We start from the raw sequence: 22,114 nt of genomic DNA, 5'->3' as shown, positions 1-22,114 counted from the left end.
CTCAGGGACCTCCCCGACCCCGGGTCAGGGTCGAGCCTCCACACGCTCAGGGGACCTTTCCTCCGCCAGGAGGATTCGCGTACCCCATGCCACTGTCAAACTGAACCTATGATTAGTTCCGCCGCAGCCCCCGCTTCATCCGTCGCTTCATCCGTCCTCACACCTCACCATCCGGTGGATGACCCCGTGGTCTCCGCACGCAACCTCTCCAAGGTCTACGGGCGCGGCTCGGGCGCCGTCACAGCGCTCGACTCCGTCAACGTCGACATCGCCCGCGCCCGCTTCACCGCCATCATGGGGCCGTCTGGCTCCGGCAAGTCCACGCTCATGCACTGCCTGGCCGGCCTGGACTCGATCACCTCCGGGGAGATCATGCTCGACGGCGACATGATCTCCTCCATGAACCAGCGTCGCCTCACCCGCCTGCGCCGCGAGCGCATCGGCTTCATCTTCCAGTCCTTCAACCTGGTCCCCACCCTCACAGCGGCGGAGAACATCACCCTGCCCCTGGATATCGCTCGCAAGAAGGTCAACCCGCAGCGTTTCGACCAGGTGATCGACGCCGTCGGCCTCAGGGAGCGCCTATCGCACCGGCCCGCCGAACTCTCCGGCGGCCAGGTCCAGCGCGTGGCCTGCGCCCGGGCGCTCGTGGGCGAGCCGGCGGTCGTCTTCGCCGACGAGCCCACCGGCAACCTGGACTCCCACTCCACCGACCAGGTCCTGGAGATCCTGCGCCGCAGCGTCGACGACCTGGGGCAGTCGGTGGTCATGGTGACCCACGAGCCGGAGGCGGCCGCCTGGGCCGACACCGTCATCTTCCTGCGCGACGGGCACGTCGTCGCCCAGCTGGACGACCCCGACCGCGACCGGGTCCTGGACGCCCTGCGCGAGCTGAGCGAGACCGAGCCCGCCCCCGCAGCCGCCCCGCACTCCGGCTCGGCCGTCGAGGGGGCCTGAGCCATGAAACGAGTCGCCTGGCGCTCCGTGCGCGCCCACGCCAAACAGTTCTTCCTGACCACTTTCGCCGTCATGCTCGGGGTGGCGTTCCTGTCGGGCACGCTCGCCCTGCGCGCCTCCATGTCGGAGACCTTCTCCAATCTGACCTCCTCCACCGTCACCTCGGATCTGTACGCCCGAGGCCCCAAGATCGCCGGCAGCGGCGACGACAGCTCGTCGAGTTCGCAGCAGACCCAGCCCATCGACAGCTCCCTGACCGAGCAGATCAAGCAGATCAACGGTGTCGAGGCCGCCAACCCCGGCGTCCAGATGGCTGGGGTCCTCGTGGGCTCCAACGACGCCCCGGTCACCACCACCGGCGCCCCCACGCTCTTCATACCGCTGTACGACAGCAAGGATGGCCTGACCTGGGTCCAGGGTCACAAGCCTCAAGGAGGCGGTGAGATCGCTCTGGAGTCCGGGGCCCTGAAGAACTCCGGCCTCAAGGTCGGGGACAAGACGCACATCGTGGTGCAGGGCTCACCCAGCGAGGTCACGGTGGTCGGTGAGTTCCACTACGAGTCCTCCATGGCCAGCGCGACGGTCGTGGGCGTGGATCCGAGCTGGCTCATGCCCATCGCCGCCCCGGACGGGAAGGTGACGAACATCTCCGTCGACGTCGCCCAGGGCTCCTCGGTGGAGACGGTCAAGTCCGAGCTCACCAAGATCCTTCCCGACGGCGCCCAGGTCCAGACCCGCGCCGAGGTCATCAAGGAGCAGAACAAGGCCATTGAGGAGCAGCTGGGCTTCGTTCAGGTCTTCCTGCTGGTCTTCGTCGTCGTCGCGATGTTCGTGGGCTCCTTCATCATCATGAACTCCTTCGCAATGAGCGTGCGTCAGCGGGTCAAGGAGTTCGCCCTGCTGCGGGCGGTCGGGGCCTCACCGGCCTCCGTGTTCGGCGTGGTGTTCCTGCAGGCGGTCGTCATCGGCGTCGTCGGCTCCGCCCTGGGCGTGGCCGCGGGCGCGGGGCTGCTGGCCGGGTTGTCCGCGCTGCTCGACGCAGCCGGCATGCCGCTGCTGGAGGGCACGGGCCTGAGCGGGACGATCATCGCGATCTCGCTGGCGGTGGGCCTGGCCGTCACCGTCGTCGGCACTCTGCTGCCGGCACGGGAGGCCGCCCTGACCCACCCGGTCGAGGCCATGCGCGGCGTGTCAGGATCCCGGGAGAAGTCCCTGGTGCTGCGCACGATCCTGGGCGGGCTGCTGCTGGCGGCCGGGGCGGCCGCGATCGCCGCCGCGTGGGTGAACGCGGACCTGACGCAGCGCGGTCTCATCATGGGGCTGGGCGCGGGCGGCACGATCCTGGGACTGCTCATCGTCTCCCCGACCCTGGCCCGCCCGGTGGTGGCGGTGCTGGGCCTGCCCTTCCGGCTGCTGCGGCCCGCCGGGCGCCTGGCGGTGCGCAACATCGTCCACAACCCGCGCCGCACGGCCAACACCTCCGGCGCCCTCATGGTGGGTATGGCCCTGGTGTGCGCCGGCGCCACGCTGGCCGCCTCCTTCCAGTCCTCGACGTCCGACGAGATCGACAAGTCCCTCAAGGCCGACCTCGTGGTCCAGCCGGCCACCATCGGCAGCCTGGGCACCCGGCTCTCGGCCGACAAGGCCAAGGAGATCGCCGCCATCGACGGGGTCAAGGAGACCTCCTCCTACTCCATCTACGCCGACTCCGTCACCAAGCCCGACGGCAGCCAGACCCCCACCGCCACCGTCATCGTCGTCGATCCCGGCACCTACTCCAAGGCCTACGACGTCTCCGCGAGCGCCGGGTCCATGAAGGATCTGGACGCCACCCACGTGGCTGCGAAGAAGGACGAGGGCCTCAAGCTCGGAGACAAGGTCTCCGTCACCGGCCCCACCGGGTCGGTTGAGGCCACGGTCAGCGCCGTCGTCGACCCGAAGGGAACCGGCGGGAACTACTACATCGCCCCCGAGCTGGCGGCGGCAGTGGGCTCCTGGAACTCCCCGGGCACCACCACGGACCCGGCCCACGTCCTGGACTCGCCGCAGGGCATGCTCCTGACCCTCAAAGAGGGCACCGACCTCGACACGGTGCGGGGCAAGGCCCGCGACATCGTGGCCGACACCTACCAGTACGCGGTGCGCGACGCCAGCGAGATCTCCGACCAGGTCGGTCAGCAGATCAACCGGATGCTCGCCGTCCTCTACGGCCTGCTGGGGCTGAGCATCGCCATCGCCATCCTGGGCATCGTCAACACCCTGGTGCTCTCGGTCTCGGAGCGCACCCGGGAGATCGGGCTCATGCGCGCCGTCGGCCTGGGCAAGGCCCAGCTGTCCGGGGAGATCATCACCGAGTCGGTCCTCACCTCCCTGTACGGCACCGTGCTGGGCGGGGCGACCGGGGTGGTCCTGGCCGCCGCCCTCAAGGAGGTCCTGGAGGATCAGGGGCTGACGAGCCTCAGCATCCCCTGGGGCCAGATGGTGGGCATGCTCGTGCTCTCCGTGGTGGTCGGCGTCATCGCGGCCCTGTGGCCCGCGCTGCGCGCCTCCCGGATTCCGGTCCTGGACGCCATCGCCACCGAGTAAGCGGCGTTCGCCGAGCACGCCCAGCAAGCCCGGCGCCCCGGCCGACCCCCGCAACGGGGGCGGGCCGGGGCGCCGGCACGTCTGCGCGGCCCGTCCGGCAGCTGCCCGAGTCGCGCCCGGCACGTATTCCCGCACCCGGTATCTTCCTTGTCACCGCCTCTGCCTCTGCCGCGCCGGCTTCCCCTCCGATAGCCTCATGCGATCATGCCCGAATCGTCCTCCCGGTCGTTCCCGACCGTCCCGACCGCGATGTCCGCCCTGACCGCACAGTCCATGACCCCCGACGCCCCGCTGCCCCATCCCCCATCCTTGGGGGCCGGGGCGCTTCTGCGCTGGCTGCTGCGCCGTGCCGCCTTCCCGGTCACCCTGGCGACCCTGGCGGCCTGCACCTCCAACATCATCCAGGCGATCGTGCCGGCCTTCCTGGGGCAGGCCCTGGACGCCGGCATCGAGAACGGTCTCAACGGCCGCGTCTGGGGCATCGGCGCGCTGCTGCTGGTGCTGTTCGTCGTCTACGCCGTCGGGGACACGATGCTGTCCTACTTCGGGGTGACGGCCTGGATGCGCACCGCCTTCGACGTCGACCGGCTCGTGGGCCGGCAGATCTCCGCCACCGGCAAGGACCTGTCCCGGCAGGTCTCCACCGGCGAGGTCGCCACCATCATCGCCTCCGACGCCGACTACCTGGGCAAGCTCATCGAGCACCTGCCGGCCCTGCTGGGGGCGGCGGCCAGCTTCCTCGTCGTCGCCGTCCTCATGCTGCGCACCTCGGTGAGCCTGGGGCTCATCGTCATCCTGGGCATGCCGCTGGTGGCGGCCATCGTCACCCTGGTCATCCGCCCCCTGCAAAAGCGTCAGGCCGTCCAGCGCGAGGCCCAGTCCGCGGTCACCACGATCACCACGGACACGGTGGCGGGCCTGCGGATCCTGCGGGGCATCGGCGGGGAGGACGTCTTCGCCCGCCGCTACCGGGACGCCTCCCAGGAGCTGCGGCGCCGCGGCGTCGAGGTGGCCTCCTCCCAGGCGACCCTCATGACCCTCCAGGTGCTGCTGCCCGGGCTCTTCGCCGCGATCGTCGTGTGGGTGGCGGCGCGCATGGCCGTGGCCGGCAGCCTCACCCCCGGCGGGCTCATCACCTTCTACGGCTACACCGCCTACCTGTCCTGGCCGCTGTGGGTGTTCACCAACTCCGTGCAGGACTACACCCGGGCCGTCGTCGGCGCCCGGCGCCTGAGCCGCCTGCTGGAGGTGGCGCCGGCCGCCGGCAGCCTCGTGGAGCGCCTCAACCTGGACCCGGCCGCCGCCCACCCCGTCAGCGGCGACCTGGTGGACACCGGCAGCGGCCTGCGCCTCAAGGAGGGCCGTATGACGGCCCTGGTGTGCCCCGACCCACAGGTCTCGGCCGACCTGGCCACGCGCCTGGGGCGCTTCACCGACGCCGGCCCCACCGTGACCCTGGCGGGCCGGCCACTGACCACCATGCCCCTGGAGCAGGTGCGCGCCAGCATCGTCGTGGCCGGCGCCACTGCCCAGCTGTTCACCGGGACCCTGCGCGAGGCCCTCGACGTGCGCGGCGGCCCCGACCCGCAACCGGCGGGACTGGAGGACCTCGTGCGCGCCGAGACCGAGCGCACCACCGGGGCCGACGTCGACCAGCAGGTCCGCCCCCAGGAGCGCGTGGCTCCCGGTGACGACCGGCTCATCGAGGCCGTCGGGATCGCCGACGCCGGTGATGTCCTCACCTCCCTGAGCGAGGGCCTGGCCGGGATGATTACCGAGAAGGGCCGGTCCCTGTCCGGCGGGCAGCGCCAGCGCGTGGCCCTGGCCCGGGCGCTGCTGACCGAAGCGCCCACGCTCGTGCTCATCGAGCCGACCTCCGCCCTGGACTCCCACACCGAGGCCCGGGTGGCCGCCCAGGTGCACCGGGCCCGCGCCGGGCGCACGACCGTCGTCGTCACCGCCTCACCGCTGGTCCTGGAGGCCTGCGACGAGGTCGTCTTCCTGGACTCCGGCGGGGCCGAGCTCCTGCGCTCCACGCACCGCGAGCTCATGGCGATGGCCCGCAGCGGCCACGCCCAGGCGGCCGACTACCGCGCCGTCGTCTCACGGGCCATGGGCGAGGATGCGGAGGTGAGCTGCTGATGGCGCTTCCCGTCGCACCCGGGCCCGTCGCCCTGCGCAAGACCTTCCGCATCATGGCCTCCTACCGGGGGCGCTTCGCCGTCGTCCTGGTCCTCCAGATCACGGCGGTCCTGTCCACGCTCGTGGCCCCCCAGCTGCTGGGGCGGCTGGTCGGTCGGGTCTCGGCCGGGCGGGCCGACGCCGGCTACGTGGACCGGATCGTGCTGACTATCATCGCGGTCACGCTCGTGGGAGCGGTCATCAACCGCTTCGCCCAGAAGCACGCCCGCACCCTGGGTGAGTCGGTCTTCGCCGAGCTGCGCGAGCGCATGATGAACCGGGTGGTGCACCTGCCGCTGAGCGCCGTGGAGTCCGCCGGCACCGGCGACCTCGTGGGGCGCACCACCACCGACGTCTCCCGCATCGAGTTCCTGGTGCGGGTGGGGATCCCCCAGATCCTCGTGTGCGTGGTCACGATCGTCTTCACGCTTCTGGCCGCCGCCGTCGCCGACCCCCTCCTGGCGCTCGGACTGCTCGTCATCGCCCCGCCCGTGTGGTCGATGATGCGCTGGTACCTGCCGATCTCCATCCCCGCCTACCGGGCCGAGTCGGCCGCCCAGGCCCGCCTCAACGGGACGGTCTCCGAGACGGTTGAGCATGCCGAGACCGTGGACGCCCTGGGCATCGGGGCACGCCGCGAGCGCGCCATCATGGCCTCCATCAAGGAGGCCTGGTCTCTGGAGCGCTACACGGCTGCGCTGCGGGTGCGCCTGTTCATGGTGCTCGACGTCGCCTGGAGGGCGCCCGTCGTCGTCATCCTCCTGTGGGGCGGGTTCCTGGCCGGCCGCGGCTACGCGACCCTGGGGGCGATCACCACCGTGGCCCTCTACTCCATGGAGCTGCGCAAGCCGGTGGGCCAGCTCATGTTCTGGGTCGACCAGGTCCAGATCGCCCAGGCCTCCCTGTCCCGCATCCTGGGGGTGGAGGAGGTCCCCGACGACCGCACCCCCACCGGCGAGGAGCCCGAGGGCACGCGGATCGTGCTCGACGACGTGCGCTTCTCCTACCGGGAGGGCGTCGAGGTGCTCCACGGGATCGACCTGGAGCTCGTGCCCGGGGAGCGGCTGGCCGTCGTCGGGCCCTCGGGGTCGGGCAAGTCCACGCTGGGGCGGATGCTGGCGGGCGTCAACCCGCCCACCTCCGGGAGCGTCACCGTGGGAGGGGTGTCGCTGACGGACCTGCCCGAGGACGAGCTGCGCCGCCACGTGGCCCTGGTAACCCAGGAGCACCACGTGTTCGTCGGCACCGTGGCGGACAACGTGCGCCTGGGGCGGCCGGGCGCCTCCGATGACACGATCCGCGAGGCGATCGAGGCCATCGGGGCCGATGCCTGGGTGGACGGGCTGCCCGAGGGGATGGACACGATGGTTGGCTCGGGGCACCTCGAGCTCAGCCCCGCCCAGGCCCAGGAGGTGGCGCTGGCCCGGCTGGTGCTGCTGGACCCGCACACGCTCATCCTGGATGAGGCCACCTCGCTGCTGGACCCGCGCGCCGCCCGCACCCTGGAGCGGACCCTGTCCACGGCGCTGGCCGGGCGCACCGTCATCGAGGTGGCCCACCGCCTCTACACGGCCGCCGACGCCGACCGGGTCGCCGTCGTCATGGACGGGCGGATCGTCGAGCTGGGCAGCCACGACGAGCTCGTGGCCCTCGGCGGGGAGTACGCGAGCCTCTGGCAGGCCTGGAACCAGGAGTAGCCGGGCGGAGGTGCGGTGGGGCGGCCGGTGGGCGGCCGTGCCGACGTCGGGCACCGGGCCGGTCCGCGCCGTCGGCACGGTTCGAGCCACGCTGCCGGTCAGGGCGGCGGACAGCAGCCCTTCGCAGATCGCCGGTGGCGAAAGCCGGCCCTTATCGCCCAAACCTACAAACCCGCTCGGGCCTGCGTTGTTCCACGAGGGCGCAGGCTGTGAGATTCTTAGGGTGGCGAGTCGTCCCACTGTCGCGATCCCGCCGCCTCGCAGTCAGCTGACTGCGTCCACCGCCGTGCCTCACACAAGAAGGTTCGTTCATGCCCAACAACCAGCCACCTCCCCCGCCGTCGCAGGCGACGCCGTCGGCCTCCACCACGCCTCCTCGCAGGGCTGCCGGCAGCGCGCAGCCCACGCTCGGGGAGCTCATCGCACGCATCTCGGAGAACATCTCCGCGCTGGTGCGCGGCGAGATCGACCTGGCCAAGGCCAAGGGCCAGCGCATGGCCAAGGAGATGGGGCTGGGGGCCGGGCTGCTCGGCGCCGCCGGGGTGCTGGCCCTGTTCATCTTCGGGCTGGTGCTGGGGGCCATGACGACCGGTCTGTCCCACGTCATGCCGCTGTGGGCCGCCTTCCTCGTGGTGGCGCTGATTCTCACCCTCATCGCCGTGCCGATGGCCCTGATCGGCATCAAGCGCCTCAAGGCCGCCAAGGCCGACACGCCGACGCCGCAGGAGGGGCTGAAGGAGTCCGTCAACGCCGTCAGGGGGGCCGTGACCTCCGGCCTGCAGAGGGGGAACGCCCGGTGAGCACCAACGCCGCACCCACGCCCGTCCCCGCCGCGCCGGCCACGCCGGCCGCGCAGGCGGCGCCGTCGGCTGACGACGTCATGTCCGACCTGGCGGCCCGGCGTCTGGCGCTGGCCGCCGACGTCGACGAGCTCGCCGCACGCCTGGCCCCGAACAACCTGGCCAAGGTCGCCAAGCTCAAGGCCCGCGAGAAGGTCCAGGAGCTGCGCAGCCAGGCCGTCAGCAAGGCCCAGGAGACGGCCGGCCAGGTCAAGAACCGCCTGGCCTCCCTGGCCGGCGGCGGCACCGATCCCGAGGGCGGGGTCGACACCTACGACCCCAGCACGCTGACCCTCGGCCAGCGCGTCTCCCGTCTGTTCGACGACGCCCGCGACGGCGACCCCGCCTCCCTGGGGATCGTCACGGTTGCGGGACTCGCCCTGGCGGGCCTGAGCGTGACGGCGACCGTCGCCGCGGTCAAGGCCTTCCGTGCCCGGGCGGCTCGGGCATGACCAGCGGACAGCAGGCCGGCACCTCCGGCACTGAGGGTGCCGGGGCCACCGGGTCCGGGTCGCTGAGCCCCGAGCAGATCGAGGAGCGGTTGCGCGCCCAGCGCGAGGCCCTGGCGGCGAGCGTCGATGAGTTCGCCTCCCGGATCGACCCGCGCACACAGGCCAAGGAGGCCGGGGAGCATCTGCGCGAGCAGGCGAGCGCCAAGGCCGAGCATCTGCGTGAGCAGGCGGAGGCCGGCGCCGGCCGACTGCGCGAGGGGGCCCGACGCTGGGCCGAGCAGGCGGAGGAGACCTGGGAGCGCGCCAAGCAGGGCGACTCCGAGGCATCCTCCAAACTCGCCAAGGCGGCCGCCGTCGCCGGGGGCGTGGTGACCGCCGGCATCGTCCTGACCCGCCTCGCCCGCCGCTGACACAGAACCACCCGTCGAGGGCGCACCATCGGGCTCGCGGACTGCATCCCCAGGATCAGTCCTCAGCACCTATGGTGCGTCCTCGTGTCACACCGGCACCCCGCCGTACTCCAGCACCAGAAGCCAGTCGGCCCGCATCGGGAACTGCGATGTCCGCCGGGGACGTACTTCTCCCCCAGGTCACTGCGTTCAAACCCCAGTGACCTGGAGGAAAACGCAGTCCCCGATCACAAAGTACGTCCTCGTCCCCAAGGGTGCGTCCTCGCGCACTGATAGCTGGGAGAACAGTTTCCCGTCATACCTGAGCAAGGCATCAGGGGAGATACGCCACCGAGTGAAATGTGTTCCACAACACATTTACGTCATCTGGTCTCGCACCCCGCACGCCCCTAACCTAATCACATAACTCCCCGTCGTCCTCCGGGACTGGCGGGGTCTACTTTTCTTTACAGGAGGCTACTCGTGGCCCTCAAAATGGCAGTCGTCGTTGACTACCAGAACGTCCATCTCACTGCAGCAGGCCTGTACATGCCGGGGTGCCCTCCTGAGGACGCACTCATCGATCCTTACCGGTTCGCCAGCCAGCTCGCTCAGGCCCGCAACGCGACGAACGACGATATGCACCAGGTAGAGGTGTCTCCAGGGTTGAGGTCTTTCGGGGCCTACCAATCCCGGAAGATGACAGCGATGCATACCGGCGCAACCAGGCCCAGAAGGCGCAGTGGGCCCGAGGGCACCACGGAGTAGTCAACGTGACGCTGCGGCCACTGAAGTACTCATGGGAGCACATCGCTGGGGTCAGCGACCTATCCGCTCATCGAGACAGGAAAAAGGTGTCGATGTCCTGTGCGCCTTGATGCTCGTTGACCTGGCTCGCTGCGGCTTGTACGACGTCGTGGTTCTCGCCTCCCGGGACACGGACATCGCCCCAGCCTTCGACAATGCTGCCCGAACTGGCAGCGCCAAAGTTGAAGCGGCCAAGTGGTACCACCCTGGCAATTCCCGCACGTTCGGGCGCATCAAGACAGAACGCCGGCTGTGGACCACTTCCATGACTGAGCAGCACTTTCTCTCCAGCCTGGACCCACTCGACTACGCCTGACACAGTCTCTCTCCCCTCCCCCATCACCAAGCTCGCCCGCCAGCTCTGCTCGCTGTAGCCCCACACCGACCCGCAGGTCACAGATCGGTCACTGGCCCGAATTGGTCTCGACCACCTGCACCGGCGTCCTAAAATCACTTCCGTGACAACGGCGCCCACGACTCCCCCGGATACGGTGACGGATCCTGCCACCTCCCTCCCTTCTCTTGATGTCGCTCCGGGCTCCGTGGTCCGGGTGCGCGACGAGGACTGGCTGGTCACCCAGGTCTCCACCACGTCTGACGGCATGCTGGTGACGGTGCAGGGCCTGTCCGAGCTGGTTCGGGACACGACGGCGCAGTTCTCCGCTGGTCTTGACCACATCGTCCCGGTGGACCCGCGCCACACCCGGGTCATCGCGGACACCTCCACCCGTCACCGGCTCTCGCGCCTGTGGCTGGAGGCGACGCTGCGCAAGACGGCCCTCCCGGCGACATCCACCGACCTGGCCGTGGTCAGTGACGTCCTCGCCGACCCACTGGCCTACCAGCTGACGGCAGTCCGCCAGGCCCTGGACCCGGCAAACCTGCGCCCGCGCATCCTCCTGGCTGACACCGTGGGCCTGGGCAAAACCCTGGAGATCGGCATGATCCTGGCCGAGCTCGTGCGCCGCGGCCGGGGCGACCGCATCCTCATCGTCACGCCCCGTCACGTGCTCGAGCAGATGCAGCACGAGATGTGGTCGCGCTTCGCGCTGCCCTTCGTGCGCCTGGACTCGGTGGGCATCCAGCGGGTGCGCCGTTCGGTGCCGGCCTCACGCAACCCGTTCTCGGTGTTCCACCGCGCGATCATCTCCATCGACACGCTGAAGTCGGACCGCTACCTCAATCATCTGCGCAAGCAGCGCTGGGACGCGGTCGTCATCGACGAGTCACACAACGTCACCAACAAGGGCACGCTCAACAACCGGCTCGCGGACATTCTGGCCCGCCAGACCGACGCCCTCATCCTGGCCTCGGCCACGCCCCACAACGGCAACCCGAAGTCCTTCGCCGAGCTCATCCGTCTGCTGGAGCCGACGGCGGTGCGCGCGGACGGCTCCCTCGATGAGGAGGCGGTGCGTCGTCTCGTCATCCGTCGTCACCGTCACTCCGACGAGGTGCGCGACGTCGTGGGCGGCCGCTGGAAGGAGCGCCTGACTCCGGTCAACAAGCTGGTGGAGCCCTCCCCGGCTGAGGACGCGGTGGCCGGCGAGCTCTCGCGCACCTGGCTGCACCGGCCCGACGGTGCCTCGGCACCGGGTGGCCACAGGCCCGCCGCCCGCGGCGGCGACTCCCTGTTCGCCTGGACCCTGGCCAAGTCCTTCCTGTCCTCGCCGGCGGCCCTCATCCAGACGATCGACGAGCGCTTGGCCCGACGCCGCAGCCGGGCAGCAGCAGCTGGCTCCACCCCGGAGCCCTCGGAGCAGTCCGAGGCGCTGGCCCGCTTGCGCGAGCTGGCCGTGGAGGCCAACACGACGGCCTCGGGCAAGTACCAGGCGCTGCTGACCGAGCTGCGCCGCATCGGGATCGGCCCCAGGTCGCCCGAGCGCGTCGTCGTCTTCGCCGAGCGCATCGCCACGCTCACCTGGCTGGCCGAGCACCTACGTGAGGACCTGCGCCTGCCCGCCGACGCGGTGCGGGTCATGCACGGAAGCCTGTCGGACGTGGAGCAGCAGGAGATCGTCGAGCAGTTCCGCCAGGCCCATACGCCGGTGCGCGTCCTGGTGACTGGCGACGTCGCCTCGGAGGGCGTCAATCTGCACGCCCAGTGCCATGAGCTCATCCACTACGACATCCCCTGGTCGCTTATTCGCATCGAGCAGCGCAACGGCCGCATCGACCGCTACGGCCAGAGCGTCTCACCGCAGATCACGACCTTGCTGCTGAGCCCGTCGGACCCGCGCTTCTCCGGCGACGTCCGCGTGCTCACGCGCCTGATGGAGAAGGAGGATCAGGCGCACCGGGCCCTGGGCGACGCTGCCTCTCTCATGGGCCTGTACTCGGGTGAGAAGGAGGAGGAGGCGATCCGCGAGGCGCTGGCGGCCGGGCAGGACATTGACGCCGTCGTCCCCGACGCCGACGACACACTCAACCTGGATCCGATGGCGGCCCTGTTCGCGAAGCTGACGGGCACGGCCGAGGCCAAGGGTGACGGCGCTGCTGCACCCACCGGCACCGAGGACTCCCCTGTTGATCCGAGTAATCCCGGCGACCCGGCCGGTCCGGCCACCCCCACCCCACCCGCTGCCCCGCTGGCGACGTCGACGCTGTACGAGACCCAGCTGGACTATCTGCGCCAGGCCCTCACCGAGCTCTATGAGCGCCCCGAGGAGGCCGAGCAGCGCCAGACCGGCGGAGGGGGCGTCTCGTGGCGCGAGCACGGCACGCAGCACATCGTGGAGATGGTGCCCCCGGCGGGGCTGCGCCATCGCCTGTCGGTGCTGCCGCAGTCCTACCTGCGTGAGCGCCGCGTCCAGGAGCACCTCAAGCTGGCGACGACGCAGGCGAAGGGCGCACGTCTTCTCATGGAGGCCCTGAGTGACTCCTCGGATTCCTCCTGGCCGGAGGCCCACTATCTGGGACCGCTGCACCCGGTGCTGGACTGGGCCGGCGACCGGGTTCTGGCCAAGCTCGGCCGCTCCTCAGTGTTCGCGGTGCGCGGCGACGTCGACTCACCGACCGTCCTGCTGCTGGGGACGCTGACGAACCAGGCGGGCCGGACGGTATCGATGGTGTGTGTCAGTATCGCCTTCCCCTACCTGGACCTGGCGGCCGCGCAGTCGGAGCTGGATGCGGGCCGGCCGGTCGAGGCGGTGCCGATCGGGCAGGTGCACGACTCCCCCGCCGCCATGTTCGAGGCGGTGGGCATCTCCCGGGAACTGCGGAACTCCGGGCCGGTGACGCAGACCAGCCTGCTGGAGGCGCTCATCCCTCCGGCGGTGGATACGGCTAAGGACCACATGAGACTGACCCTCGACGCAGCGGAGGAACAGGCGACGGCTCGGGTTGAGGCCTGGGCGGAGCGCGCGAATGCCTGGGATGACGAGGCCGGTCGCCTCATCCAGAACCGCCATCTGCGCGAGCAGCGGATCACGGTGGCTCAGGAGCGCGAGCTCAGGAAACAGCACCGGCCCGCGCACACGCTGGTGCGCCCACTGCTGGTGGTGGTGCCGCAGGACTTCGGGATGGAAGGGGATCTCTGATGGCGGTGTCGGATGCGCTGGTCGTCGGCGAGGACTGGATCAGCGAGCACTACTTCACGACGGACGCCACCAAGGAGTCCTTCCTGGCGCGCGTGCTGGAGCGCCGCAAGGAGTGGGAGGCCCTGGAGAAGCCGGCCGATCCTGGTACCGCCCCGACGCCGACGCCTCGCTCCCGGTTCCGTTCCGAGCGCTCCCGCTTGGAGGAGCTGCTGGCGGTCCTGCCCGCCGACGACGCAGGCTCCCTGACCGGCGCGGCCCTGGAGGCGGCCGGCGAGCTCGATGCGCTCCTGCGCGAGATTCTGGGCTTCACGTCGTCGGAGTACCGCCGGACCGAGCGGGGCCCGGTGACCCTGGTGAGGCCGGTGGGTGATGAGGGCCCGGCTCCGCTGGTGCTGCTGCGGGCCCGCCCGGTGACGACGGTGGAGGACCTCCTGGTCAAGGACGCCCCCACGCTCGCTGAGGAGTGGCAGCCCGTGGACTTGGGGGACCCCGACGCCCCGGTGCTGGAGGGGGCTGAGCCGATCGAGTCGGTGTCTCGGGCGCTGTCGACGCTCATGACGGATGGTCATGGCCCGGCCTTCGCCCTGGTCCTGGCGGGCCAGTGGGCGCTGGTGGCGGAGCGGGAGCGGTGGCCGGAGGGCCGCTGGCTGGCGGTCAACGTGCAGCTCGTCGTCGAGCGTCATGAGGCCACGCGCGGCGGCGAGGTGGAGCGGGCCCTGACCTGCCTGGATGCCCGTTCTCTGCTGCCGACGGCGGAGGGCGAGACGTGGTGGGCGGCGACCTTGGAGGACTCGGCGGCCCACACGGTGGGGGTCTCGAAGGATCTGCGTGAGGGCGTGCGCTCCTCCATTGAGATCCTTGCGAATGAGGTGGTGCGCCGTCGCGCCGCGCGGGGGTTGGAGCCGCTGCCCCAGGAGCGGGCGCAGGACCTGGCCCTGCAGTCGCTACGCTACATCTACCGGATCATCTTCCTGCTGTATGCGGAGGCGAGCCCTGAGCTGGGGGTCCTGCCGGTGGGCGCCACCGAGTACGACGCCGGCTACGGCCTGGATCGCCTGCGTGAGCTGGCCTTGAGGGAGCTGCATGAGGAGTCGGCCCTGGCGGGCACGCACATCTACGAGTCCTTGGACCGCCTGTTCCACCTGGTCGATGAGGGCCACAACGAGCAGGTGCCGGCCGCGCAGGAAGGCAGCTTCGACGGCCTGGTCTTCCGGCCGATGCGCGCCGACCTTTTCCGCCCGGCGGCGACCGCCCTCATTGACGAGGTGGGCCTGGGCAACGGGGCGCTGCTGCGGGTACTGCGCCACTTGCTGCTGACTAAGGAGAACAGCAAGGGCGGCCGTGGCTTCATCTCCTATGTGGAGCTGGGCATCAACCAGCTGGGTGCCGTCTACGAGGGGCTCATGAGCTACTCGGGTTCCTTCGCCACCGAGCGCCTGTGGGAGGTGGCGCCGGGCGGGGACGCATCGAAGGGCTCCTGGGTGGTGCCCGAGGACGTCATGAAGGGCCTGGAGGAGAAGGACTTCGTGACGGTTGAGGATGAGGTGACGGGCGAGCGCCGCAACGTCACCTATGAGAAGGGCCAGTTCGTCTACCGGCTTTCCGGCCGGGACCGGCAGCGCTCGGCTTCCTTCTACACCCCGGAGGTGCTGACGCGTTTCACGGTGCAGCAGGCGCTGGAGGAGCTGCTGGATCAGGACGGGCGGACGACGACCGCGGAGGAGATCCTGCACCTGACAGTGTGCGAGCCGGCGCTGGGGTCGGGGGCCTTCGCGATTGAGGCGGTGCGCCAGCTGGCGGAGCAGTACCTCTCGCGGCGCGAGCGCGAGCTGGGCCGGCGCGTAGATCCTGAGGAGCGGCCCCGGGAGCTCGCGAAGGTGAAGGCCTTCATCGCTCTGCACCAGGTTTACGGGGTGGACCTCAATGCGACGGCGGTGGAGCTGGCGGAGGTGTCCCTGTGGCTGGACACGATGGTGGAGGGGCTGGCGGCCCCGTGGTTCGGGCTGCGGCTACGGCGCGGTAACTCCCTGGTGGGCGCGCGCCGGGCCCTGTACTCGACCTCCCAGCTGAAGAAACGGGCCTGGTTGTCGGCCGCTCCGGTGGCCGAACCGCTGAGCCAGGTGGCGGCCGTGCTCGACGACGCTGATGCCGCCTCCCGGCACCGGATCGGCGGGGCGCTGGACGTCTCGGGGAGCATCCACCATTTCCTCCTGCCGGCCAAGGGCTGGGGCAGCGCGGTGGAGGTCCCCAAGCAGGTGCGGGACCTGGTTGATGCCGGCAGGCTCAAGGCCCTCAAGACCTGGCGCAAGGACATCACAAAGGCGCTGAGCACCACCCAGGCCTTGCGGCTGACGGCCCTGGCTCGGCGCGTGGAGGTCCTGTGGGAGATGACCCTGCGGCGCCTACGAGTGGCGGAAGCAGAGGCCTCACGCCGCATCGACCTGTGGGGCCGTGAAGCTCAGAACGACGCCGGTTCAACGGTGTCCCGTGAGGACATCGAGGCATACCTGGCGGCACCGGACTCGGCATACCGGCGGTTGCGCCTGGTCATGGATGCGTGGTGCGCCCTGTGGTTCTGGCCGCTGACCACTCAGGTGACGCCGCCGAACCTGGATGAGTGGCTGGGCGCCCTGGAGGGGCTGCTGGGCAAACAGGTCAAGGATGCCAAGGGCACCGATGGGACCCTTGTGGATGCTTCCTCCTGGGCTGAACTGGAGACCATGGAGGAGGTTGAACTCGGTCTCGCTGGAGCCCACCGCGTGGAGTCAGTTGTTGACGAGCACGAGTGGCTCACCGTGGTCCGGGAGGTAGCGAAAGCCCAGGGCTTCTTCCACTGGGAGCTGGACTTCGCCACCATCTTCGCTCGCGGAGGCTTCGACCTCCAGGTGGGAAACCCGCCGTGGGTGAGGCCCCGCACCGATGTTGCTGGTCTTCTCTCTGAAGGAGACCCCTGGTGGTCACTCAGTAACAAGCCGTCCGTCGCCGCAAAAAACGAGCGCATGCCACGCACCTTGGCTCGTACTGGAGTCCTGCGCACAGTCCTCGACGGAACCGTTGAAGTCATCGTGCTCTCTGAGCTTCTGAGCGACCCAACCGTCTATCCGCTACTCAGTGGCCAACCGGATCTCTACCGAGCCTTCATGTGCCAGGTGTGGGAGCACCAGAAACAGCAGGGTATTTCCTCCCTCATCCATATGGAGACGCACTTCACCGACGCCAAAACCCCAGGACTCCGCGCCGCCACATATCGGCACTTGCGCCGACACTGGCAGTTCATCAATGAACTACTGCTATTCGATATGGATGACAAGCATTTCTTTGGCATTCACATCTACGGGGAAGATCAATCCCCACATTTCCTACACTCCGCAGCTTTATATCATCCAGATACAGTCCTGCGCTCACTCATGCACGATGGCAGCGGCGAAGAGCCAGGCTTCAAGGATCCACACACCGGCACATGGGACCTCCGTCCGCACGCATCCCGCATCGAATCCATTGACGAGGCCGCACTAAAGACCTGGCAATCGGTGACGGGATCTGAAGACTGGCGCTCAACCCCAATGGTCTCCACCGTCAACTCAGCAGCGTCACGAACGCTATCAACACTGGCGGTCCAACCACGCATCAGCCTCCTCGATCTCCAATTCTCACGAGGTTGGGACGAGTCCATTGATCGGCAGAAAGGACGTTTCATTCAACGCTGGGGGCAGTCATCTTGGGAGGACGCCATCCTTCAAGGACCTCACCTCCACGTCTCAACCCCGCTGTACAAGCAGCCCAACGAGTCCATGAAGCACAACCAGGATTGGACGTCCACCGACCTGGAGGTGCTTGCCCCGAGCGCACAACCCGTCACCCAGTACAAGCCTGCAGGCGACCGCGCCACCTACGACCGCCTCTACACCCACTGGGACAGCTCTCCCGCCCGCGACCACTACCGCATCGCCTGGCGCGCCATGGCAGCTAACACTGGCGAAAGAACGCTCATCCCGGCAATCATTCCACCTGGAACGGCACACCCTAATGGTGTTTTTTCCTCAGGCTCCGCAACGATCACAGGTCGACCCCTTGTCGCCGCACAAGCCAGTCTATCGTCACTTTTAGCTGACTTCACTCTTCGAGCACTTCCCAAGTCCGGTATTTACTTCCCCGACTTCTCTAGACTGCCCGCTCTACCCCACAACCACCCTCTCACCACACGTGTCGTCCTGCGCGCCCTTCGACTCAACTGCGTCACCAACGCCTACGCGGACCTGTGGGCAGAGTGTTGGAATGATTCGTTTGTGACTGATTCACCGATTCTGGAGCGTTATGACGAGCGTCCAATTAGTCCGGAGTGGACTGCGGACACACCTTTGCGTCGAGCGGAGGATCGTCGCAATGCTCAGGTGGAGATCGATGTCATGGTGGCGATGATGCTGAGCGTGCCGATCGAGGATCTGTGCACGATTTACCGCACCCAGTTCGCAGTTCTCTATGACTACGACCATGGCCGCGGCCAGGGCGCCTATGTCTATGACGCGAATGGTCGTCAGCTGCCGACTCCGGTCCGCCAGGCCTGGGAGAAGCGCCAGCGCCCGACCTCCAATGAGGACATGCCACTCTCTGAGCGTACTCACACCCATCCTGGCTCTGGCGTCTCCTACGTCTACGACCTCCCCTTCCGCATCCGCGACCGCGAATCCGACTTCCGCCGCATCCATCGCTCGCTCCAACAATTCGGCCTAACCAGCTCCACCCCCAACACAAGTCCTCAACCTCCAAAGGACTAACTGCCCACTGAACGAGCTCTAGATAATTTCGAAACATACCTCCGAGTCGACTGCTATTCATCCGCAAGCTGCTCATCCCATTTGTCAAGATGATTAGCCTCCTGCGCATAATTGTCAGCCATCTGCCGCAAAATTATTGAGGTTCGAGGCCACCTAACAGCAAGTTTTCTAGCGGCACTACGGAACTCCTGCGCCTGAAGCCGTTCAAATCCTCCACCATCATAAACGGGACGAACAGAAACACCCCGCTGGTTATGGCGACCAGTCATGAAGCCAGCATCGACACTTTCATTCTTCAAGGACTCAATGATAACCCTCACCTCCTCGGCAGGCCATATTCCGTCCTGCCCGTCCGGACTCGACGCCAGCACCCTGCCAATCTCCCTATCCCCCATTTCTACGTCACCACATTCACTAAACAGTGTACGGCATTTCGATACCCAACACCTCAGATGGTCTCCATCAATCCCCCCACACTCACGAAGGCCAGGCAGAATCCCCCAATGGAAGAGAACACTGTGAGCCAGTTGTGCACGCGCCACATCTCCTTCGGTTCGCGGCTTTCCTAGTTGATGCTGACCGTGATAGATAAATCTAACGAAAGACACAAATTCTTCAGGCACATTTCCAAGCAAATTATACAATGCAAAGGAAGGGTCGTGATCTCCCCCGATGAAATCAAAATAACAAAACTCAAGCCAAGGTAGAAGCAGATCTTCTGGAGCCACGACTTCGAGCCACTTAAGAAGCTCTGAAACAACGTAACCATAATGCGATCGGTCAAAATCCTCCTGCACGGCCAAGCATGCATTAAGTACGTTGATCACTGTCATAGAGTCCACCGAAAGCTTGCCGCCGCACTTCAAACGAAATAGTATATCCAAAGCGCGCCAGGGGCGTTCATGCAGTAAAAACAAACTAATTGCCTCGACACACTGATCCTCAGGAATTTCGTGACAGTTTACGTTACTCCAGTATGCCGCCACAAATGCGTCATCATATTTTTCGATGCAGTTCCAGAATCTTTCTTCAGTTGGAATCGAAGCGGCCAGGGCTAAACGTCCTTCACCGCCAAGTCCGGCGCTAGCCACAACTTCCTCAAGCCATGCAACCCCTCGATACTTTGCCTTGGTATGAAAATAGGCCCGAGCTGCACGTTGAAGATTGACTGCGTTGTCTTCTTCGAACCAACGAATAATGTCGGTGTCGCTCACGACATCAAGACTGGCGAGAATTGTGCCGATAGTTTCAGGACGCTCAACGTCGACACAGAGCAGCCTAATCGAGCTTACTCCACCTCCCTTTGCCACATTCTTAAGAGTTTCAAGCTGCATACTATTAAGTGCGGCCTCATATCCATCGTCATTCCACCGGAGTCCACGAACACGGAGGTCCATAGTCCAACCGAACAAGTTCGCATACTGTCGCGGATCACTTGGATTCAGAAGACACGTAGAAGCATTGCGGAGCAAGTTCAAATCCGAGCCAGCCGCAGCCCATCCCGCATCAGGATGCGCTTCATGGCGGGCAATTTCATCCACCAGTTTACGCCATACAGTATAGCTATCCTCATCAGACCAAAACGAACAATTGGAACGGATGGCTTCGGAAATTGCGTGTGCAAGTGTCGATTGCATTGCTTTTGGCACACTGCGCAATACGCTAATCAGATCAACCCAGCGTTCTGATTTAACTCCTGCTGTACTAACTGCCAGATCAAGCACCAACTCCTCAAACTGGCAAACTTCGTTGTACTTAATACAAGTGCCGGGCAGTTCCCAATCGCGAAACCTGGGCCCCATCGAGCTGACAATAACTGACTGGTTAGGTTTCAGTAATATCATTACCAGACGCCAACCGACCTCAGGATACTTTTCTATCACCTGCTCAATGACGGCAATTTTGTCGTTCGTATTCGATGCGCTCTGCGCAGCCCAAACTGCAGTGACCTTATGGAGACTATCGAGAGGTTGGTTACGATCACCCAGATCGCGGGCAGCCAGAGCAGCCATTTGCATAGCAGCCGCGCCAAAATAGTCCTCCGACCAGCAAAGGCATTCCAGCGCCCACAGCAAGTGATGACCTTGTGAATTGGAGCCGATCGAGAAGCTAGCAAATTGCGGTTCGTGAAAGAGTAGCTGGATTACTGGTGTTTCCTTGTCAAGGTCTTCTGATACTGCAGTCAAAAATTCACTTGGCGCAGCTTCTGCTAGCAGGGGAAGCGCTGAAGCCAGAGACATCAGAGCATCGCCAGTTTGGTCGGAAAATGATATCTCAAGCAGTTGCTTTACAATACCTCTGACGTGAGGCTCAAGCCTTTCCGATGTTGCAGCTGTCAAAGTAAGTCCTTCTGCGACATGCTTACGCAATGTGTCCGAACATCCAGGCCGTATTCCACGAATCTCAGCAACTACACTTTGCGCCAACCCCAACCCTCGACGTGGATCTGATGCAAATAGAACGTCGAACACCAAGGCTCTCCATTTTTTAATTACTTCTGTTTCAATCTTAGGCAGCAGCAGGCGTGCCACATCTGCTGGATCCGCTAGCCGCCACACTGATCCCGATAGAATAAATGGCGAATCAGGCTGACCACTAAGCGAATCAACTCGAAGGCGGATGTCACTCATACAAACTCCACAGAATGACTCGATATGATCTTTGTCCCGATCATCTCCGTCCTCCCAGGCGCCGATCAACACCAGCGGAGCAAGGATAGACACCGTCGTCACATCGCGAATCCAGGCAGGATTCTGTACGTCTGGATATTTTGAGTTCGTGCGCAGAAAGGCACTCATACTTCTACGGGCAAGCACTGCTATACGCTCAGCTTGCCGAAAATCAACGCCTCCCTGACGGAGAATTTCAGCAGATTCATGACGCCCCACCTTAGGTAACACAATCGTATTAGCGTCTTTACTGCGCGATTCACCGTCAATGACCACCAACACCCGGTGTCCTTGCGCAAGAGCAGTTGCCGTATCGGGGTCGTTGAATTTCGGTATTAGCAGCAGCGACGTCTTGAACTCCACCAAGTGATCCCAAGCCGCCCGATCACTAACAATCAGCGCACGCTCGAGCAAACTTGGATACTCCTGAAGTGTCGCATACAAAAAAGCCAGAACATCTCGTGAATCAACAGACAAGATCGACACCGGTGCGACCAGTTGACCATTCTGAACTGCGTCGATGAGTTCATCAGATTGAGAGTCACGTCGCGCAGTATAGAATTGTGGAGGAATCTGGATAATAGAGTTTTGGCGTAGGTTGATCCACCAAGCCTGCAGAGTCTGCACTGCACGAGGATTCCGACCCAGTTGTTCTGACAGCCAGTAGTGCACAGAGGGAGTTTCCTGTAGCCACCCCTCAAGCCTCTGAGAGTCTATTACTCTAACGTCGGCAAACCTTTGTTCCGACCGTCGATCTTCCGCCCATTTTTGTCCACTCGGCCAACTTCGTGGGGTCGCGAACACAAATACTAGCTTGCTACACCTATCCCCTAACTCCGCAAGTCGTTTATTGTAGTCGCTTTGAGCTTTACGTTTGACATCTTTGTTCGTTCCAAACTCAAAACGCAACTCTCCGGCAGGTAGATATGCACTGCCAGCTGAAGAGGCAGCTCCATCCCATCCAGGCGCAGCTACACCTTCGTGAGCTCGAATGTCGAGATTTGTGATTCCCGGGGCCTGCGCGAGAAGACGACGCATGAGTTCAGGAAATGCAGTTTTGGCATGATCTCTATCTGCCCATTGTTGGATCTCAACAGCTGTGACTAGTTCAGGATTATTTGACCGCAACGACGGTGAGATCAGCTGCTTTTCAGGATCGATGGATGCTCCGCTGTTCACGCCCTCAATACTAGTCCAGATTTTTCGCCGGTGCCGTCAAGTTT

At 65.7% G+C, this 22,114-nt stretch carries 11 protein-coding genes; 9 read left to right on the top strand and 2 right to left on the bottom strand.

Annotated features, from left to right (window positions below; translation table 11 throughout):
- Positions 1–186 precede the first annotated feature (186 nt).
- From FK267_RS11435 to FK267_RS11405, 7 genes are all read left to right on the top strand, one after another.
- Entirely contained in the window at positions 187–957 is a 771-nt protein-coding gene (locus FK267_RS11435) for an ABC transporter ATP-binding protein (protein WP_141407320.1), read from the top strand.
- Positions 958–960: 3 nt separating this feature from the next.
- The gene (locus FK267_RS11430) at positions 961–3,543 is read left to right on the top strand and encodes an ABC transporter permease (protein WP_141407267.1); all 2,583 of its coding nucleotides are present in this window, start codon (positions 961–963) and stop codon (positions 3,541–3,543) included.
- A 273-nt stretch (positions 3,544–3,816) separates the two neighbouring features.
- Positions 3,817–5,685: an ABC transporter ATP-binding protein gene (locus FK267_RS11425; protein WP_141407319.1), complete on the top strand. Its 1,869-nt coding sequence runs from the start codon at positions 3,817–3,819 to the stop codon at positions 5,683–5,685.
- On the top strand, positions 5,685–7,421 hold the full coding sequence (locus FK267_RS11420) for an ABC transporter ATP-binding protein (RefSeq protein ID WP_141407266.1): 1,737 nt from the start codon (positions 5,685–5,687) through the stop codon (positions 7,419–7,421). Before FK267_RS11425 ends, FK267_RS11420 begins: the two co-directional genes overlap by 1 nt.
- 311 nt (positions 7,422–7,732) lie before the next feature.
- Positions 7,733–8,221: a phage holin family protein gene (locus FK267_RS11415; RefSeq protein WP_141407265.1), complete on the top strand. Its 489-nt coding sequence runs from the start codon at positions 7,733–7,735 to the stop codon at positions 8,219–8,221.
- A complete protein-coding gene (locus FK267_RS11410) occupies positions 8,218–8,712 on the top strand; it encodes a DUF3618 domain-containing protein (protein ID WP_141407264.1) in 495 nt (164 codons plus the stop codon). The genes FK267_RS11415 and FK267_RS11410 overlap by 4 nt, the downstream gene beginning before the upstream one ends.
- Entirely contained in the window at positions 8,709–9,122 is a 414-nt protein-coding gene (locus FK267_RS11405) for a DUF3618 domain-containing protein (RefSeq protein WP_141407263.1), read from the top strand. Before FK267_RS11410 ends, FK267_RS11405 begins: the two co-directional genes overlap by 4 nt.
- 814 nt (positions 9,123–9,936) lie before the next feature.
- On the opposite strand, the gene FK267_RS13435 is transcribed toward FK267_RS11405, so the two are convergent.
- A complete protein-coding gene (locus FK267_RS13435) occupies positions 9,937–10,227 on the bottom strand; it encodes a hypothetical protein (protein ID WP_170198636.1) in 291 nt (96 codons plus the stop codon).
- A gap of 139 nt (positions 10,228–10,366) precedes the next feature.
- Here FK267_RS13435 and FK267_RS11395 point away from each other — a divergent pair, with 139 nt between their 5' ends.
- Together FK267_RS11395 and FK267_RS11390 are read left to right on the top strand one after the other, a co-directional pair.
- Complete coding sequence (locus FK267_RS11395) at positions 10,367–13,447, top strand: helicase-related protein (protein WP_232622439.1); 3,081 nt, start codon at positions 10,367–10,369, stop codon at positions 13,445–13,447.
- Positions 13,447–18,222 carry a DNA methyltransferase gene (locus tag FK267_RS11390; protein WP_141407262.1) on the top strand — a complete coding sequence of 1,592 codons (4,776 nt, stop codon included), beginning with the start codon at positions 13,447–13,449 and terminating at the stop codon, positions 18,220–18,222. The genes FK267_RS11395 and FK267_RS11390 overlap by 1 nt, the downstream gene beginning before the upstream one ends.
- A gap of 53 nt (positions 18,223–18,275) precedes the next feature.
- On the opposite strand, the gene FK267_RS11385 is transcribed toward FK267_RS11390, so the two are convergent.
- Complete coding sequence (locus tag FK267_RS11385) at positions 18,276–22,070, bottom strand: hypothetical protein (protein WP_141407261.1); 3,795 nt, start codon at positions 22,068–22,070, stop codon at positions 18,276–18,278.
- Positions 22,071–22,114: the final 44 nt, after the last annotated feature.

It is taken from the genome of Actinomyces oris (assembly GCF_006546825.1).
Taxonomy (GTDB): domain Bacteria; phylum Actinomycetota; class Actinomycetes; order Actinomycetales; family Actinomycetaceae; genus Actinomyces; species Actinomyces oris.
This window is presented reverse-complemented; position numbering and strand designations above follow the sequence as displayed.

Excerpts from the sequence above, each read along its gene's own strand:
- FK267_RS11430 (WP_141407267.1), top strand. The coding sequence starts at position 961 with ATGAAACGAGTCGCCTGGCGCTCCGTGCGCGCCCACGCCAAACAGTTC.
- FK267_RS11425 (WP_141407319.1), top strand. The coding sequence starts at position 3,817 with ATGACCCCCGACGCCCCGCTGCCCCATCCCCCATCCTTGGGGGCCGGG.
- FK267_RS11420 (WP_141407266.1), top strand. The coding sequence starts at position 5,685 with ATGGCGCTTCCCGTCGCACCCGGGCCCGTCGCCCTGCGCAAGACCTTC.
- FK267_RS11415 (WP_141407265.1), top strand. The coding sequence starts at position 7,733 with ATGCCCAACAACCAGCCACCTCCCCCGCCGTCGCAGGCGACGCCGTCG.
- FK267_RS11405 (WP_141407263.1), top strand. The coding sequence starts at position 8,709 with ATGACCAGCGGACAGCAGGCCGGCACCTCCGGCACTGAGGGTGCCGGG.
- FK267_RS11390 (WP_141407262.1), top strand. The coding sequence starts at position 13,447 with ATGGCGGTGTCGGATGCGCTGGTCGTCGGCGAGGACTGGATCAGCGAG.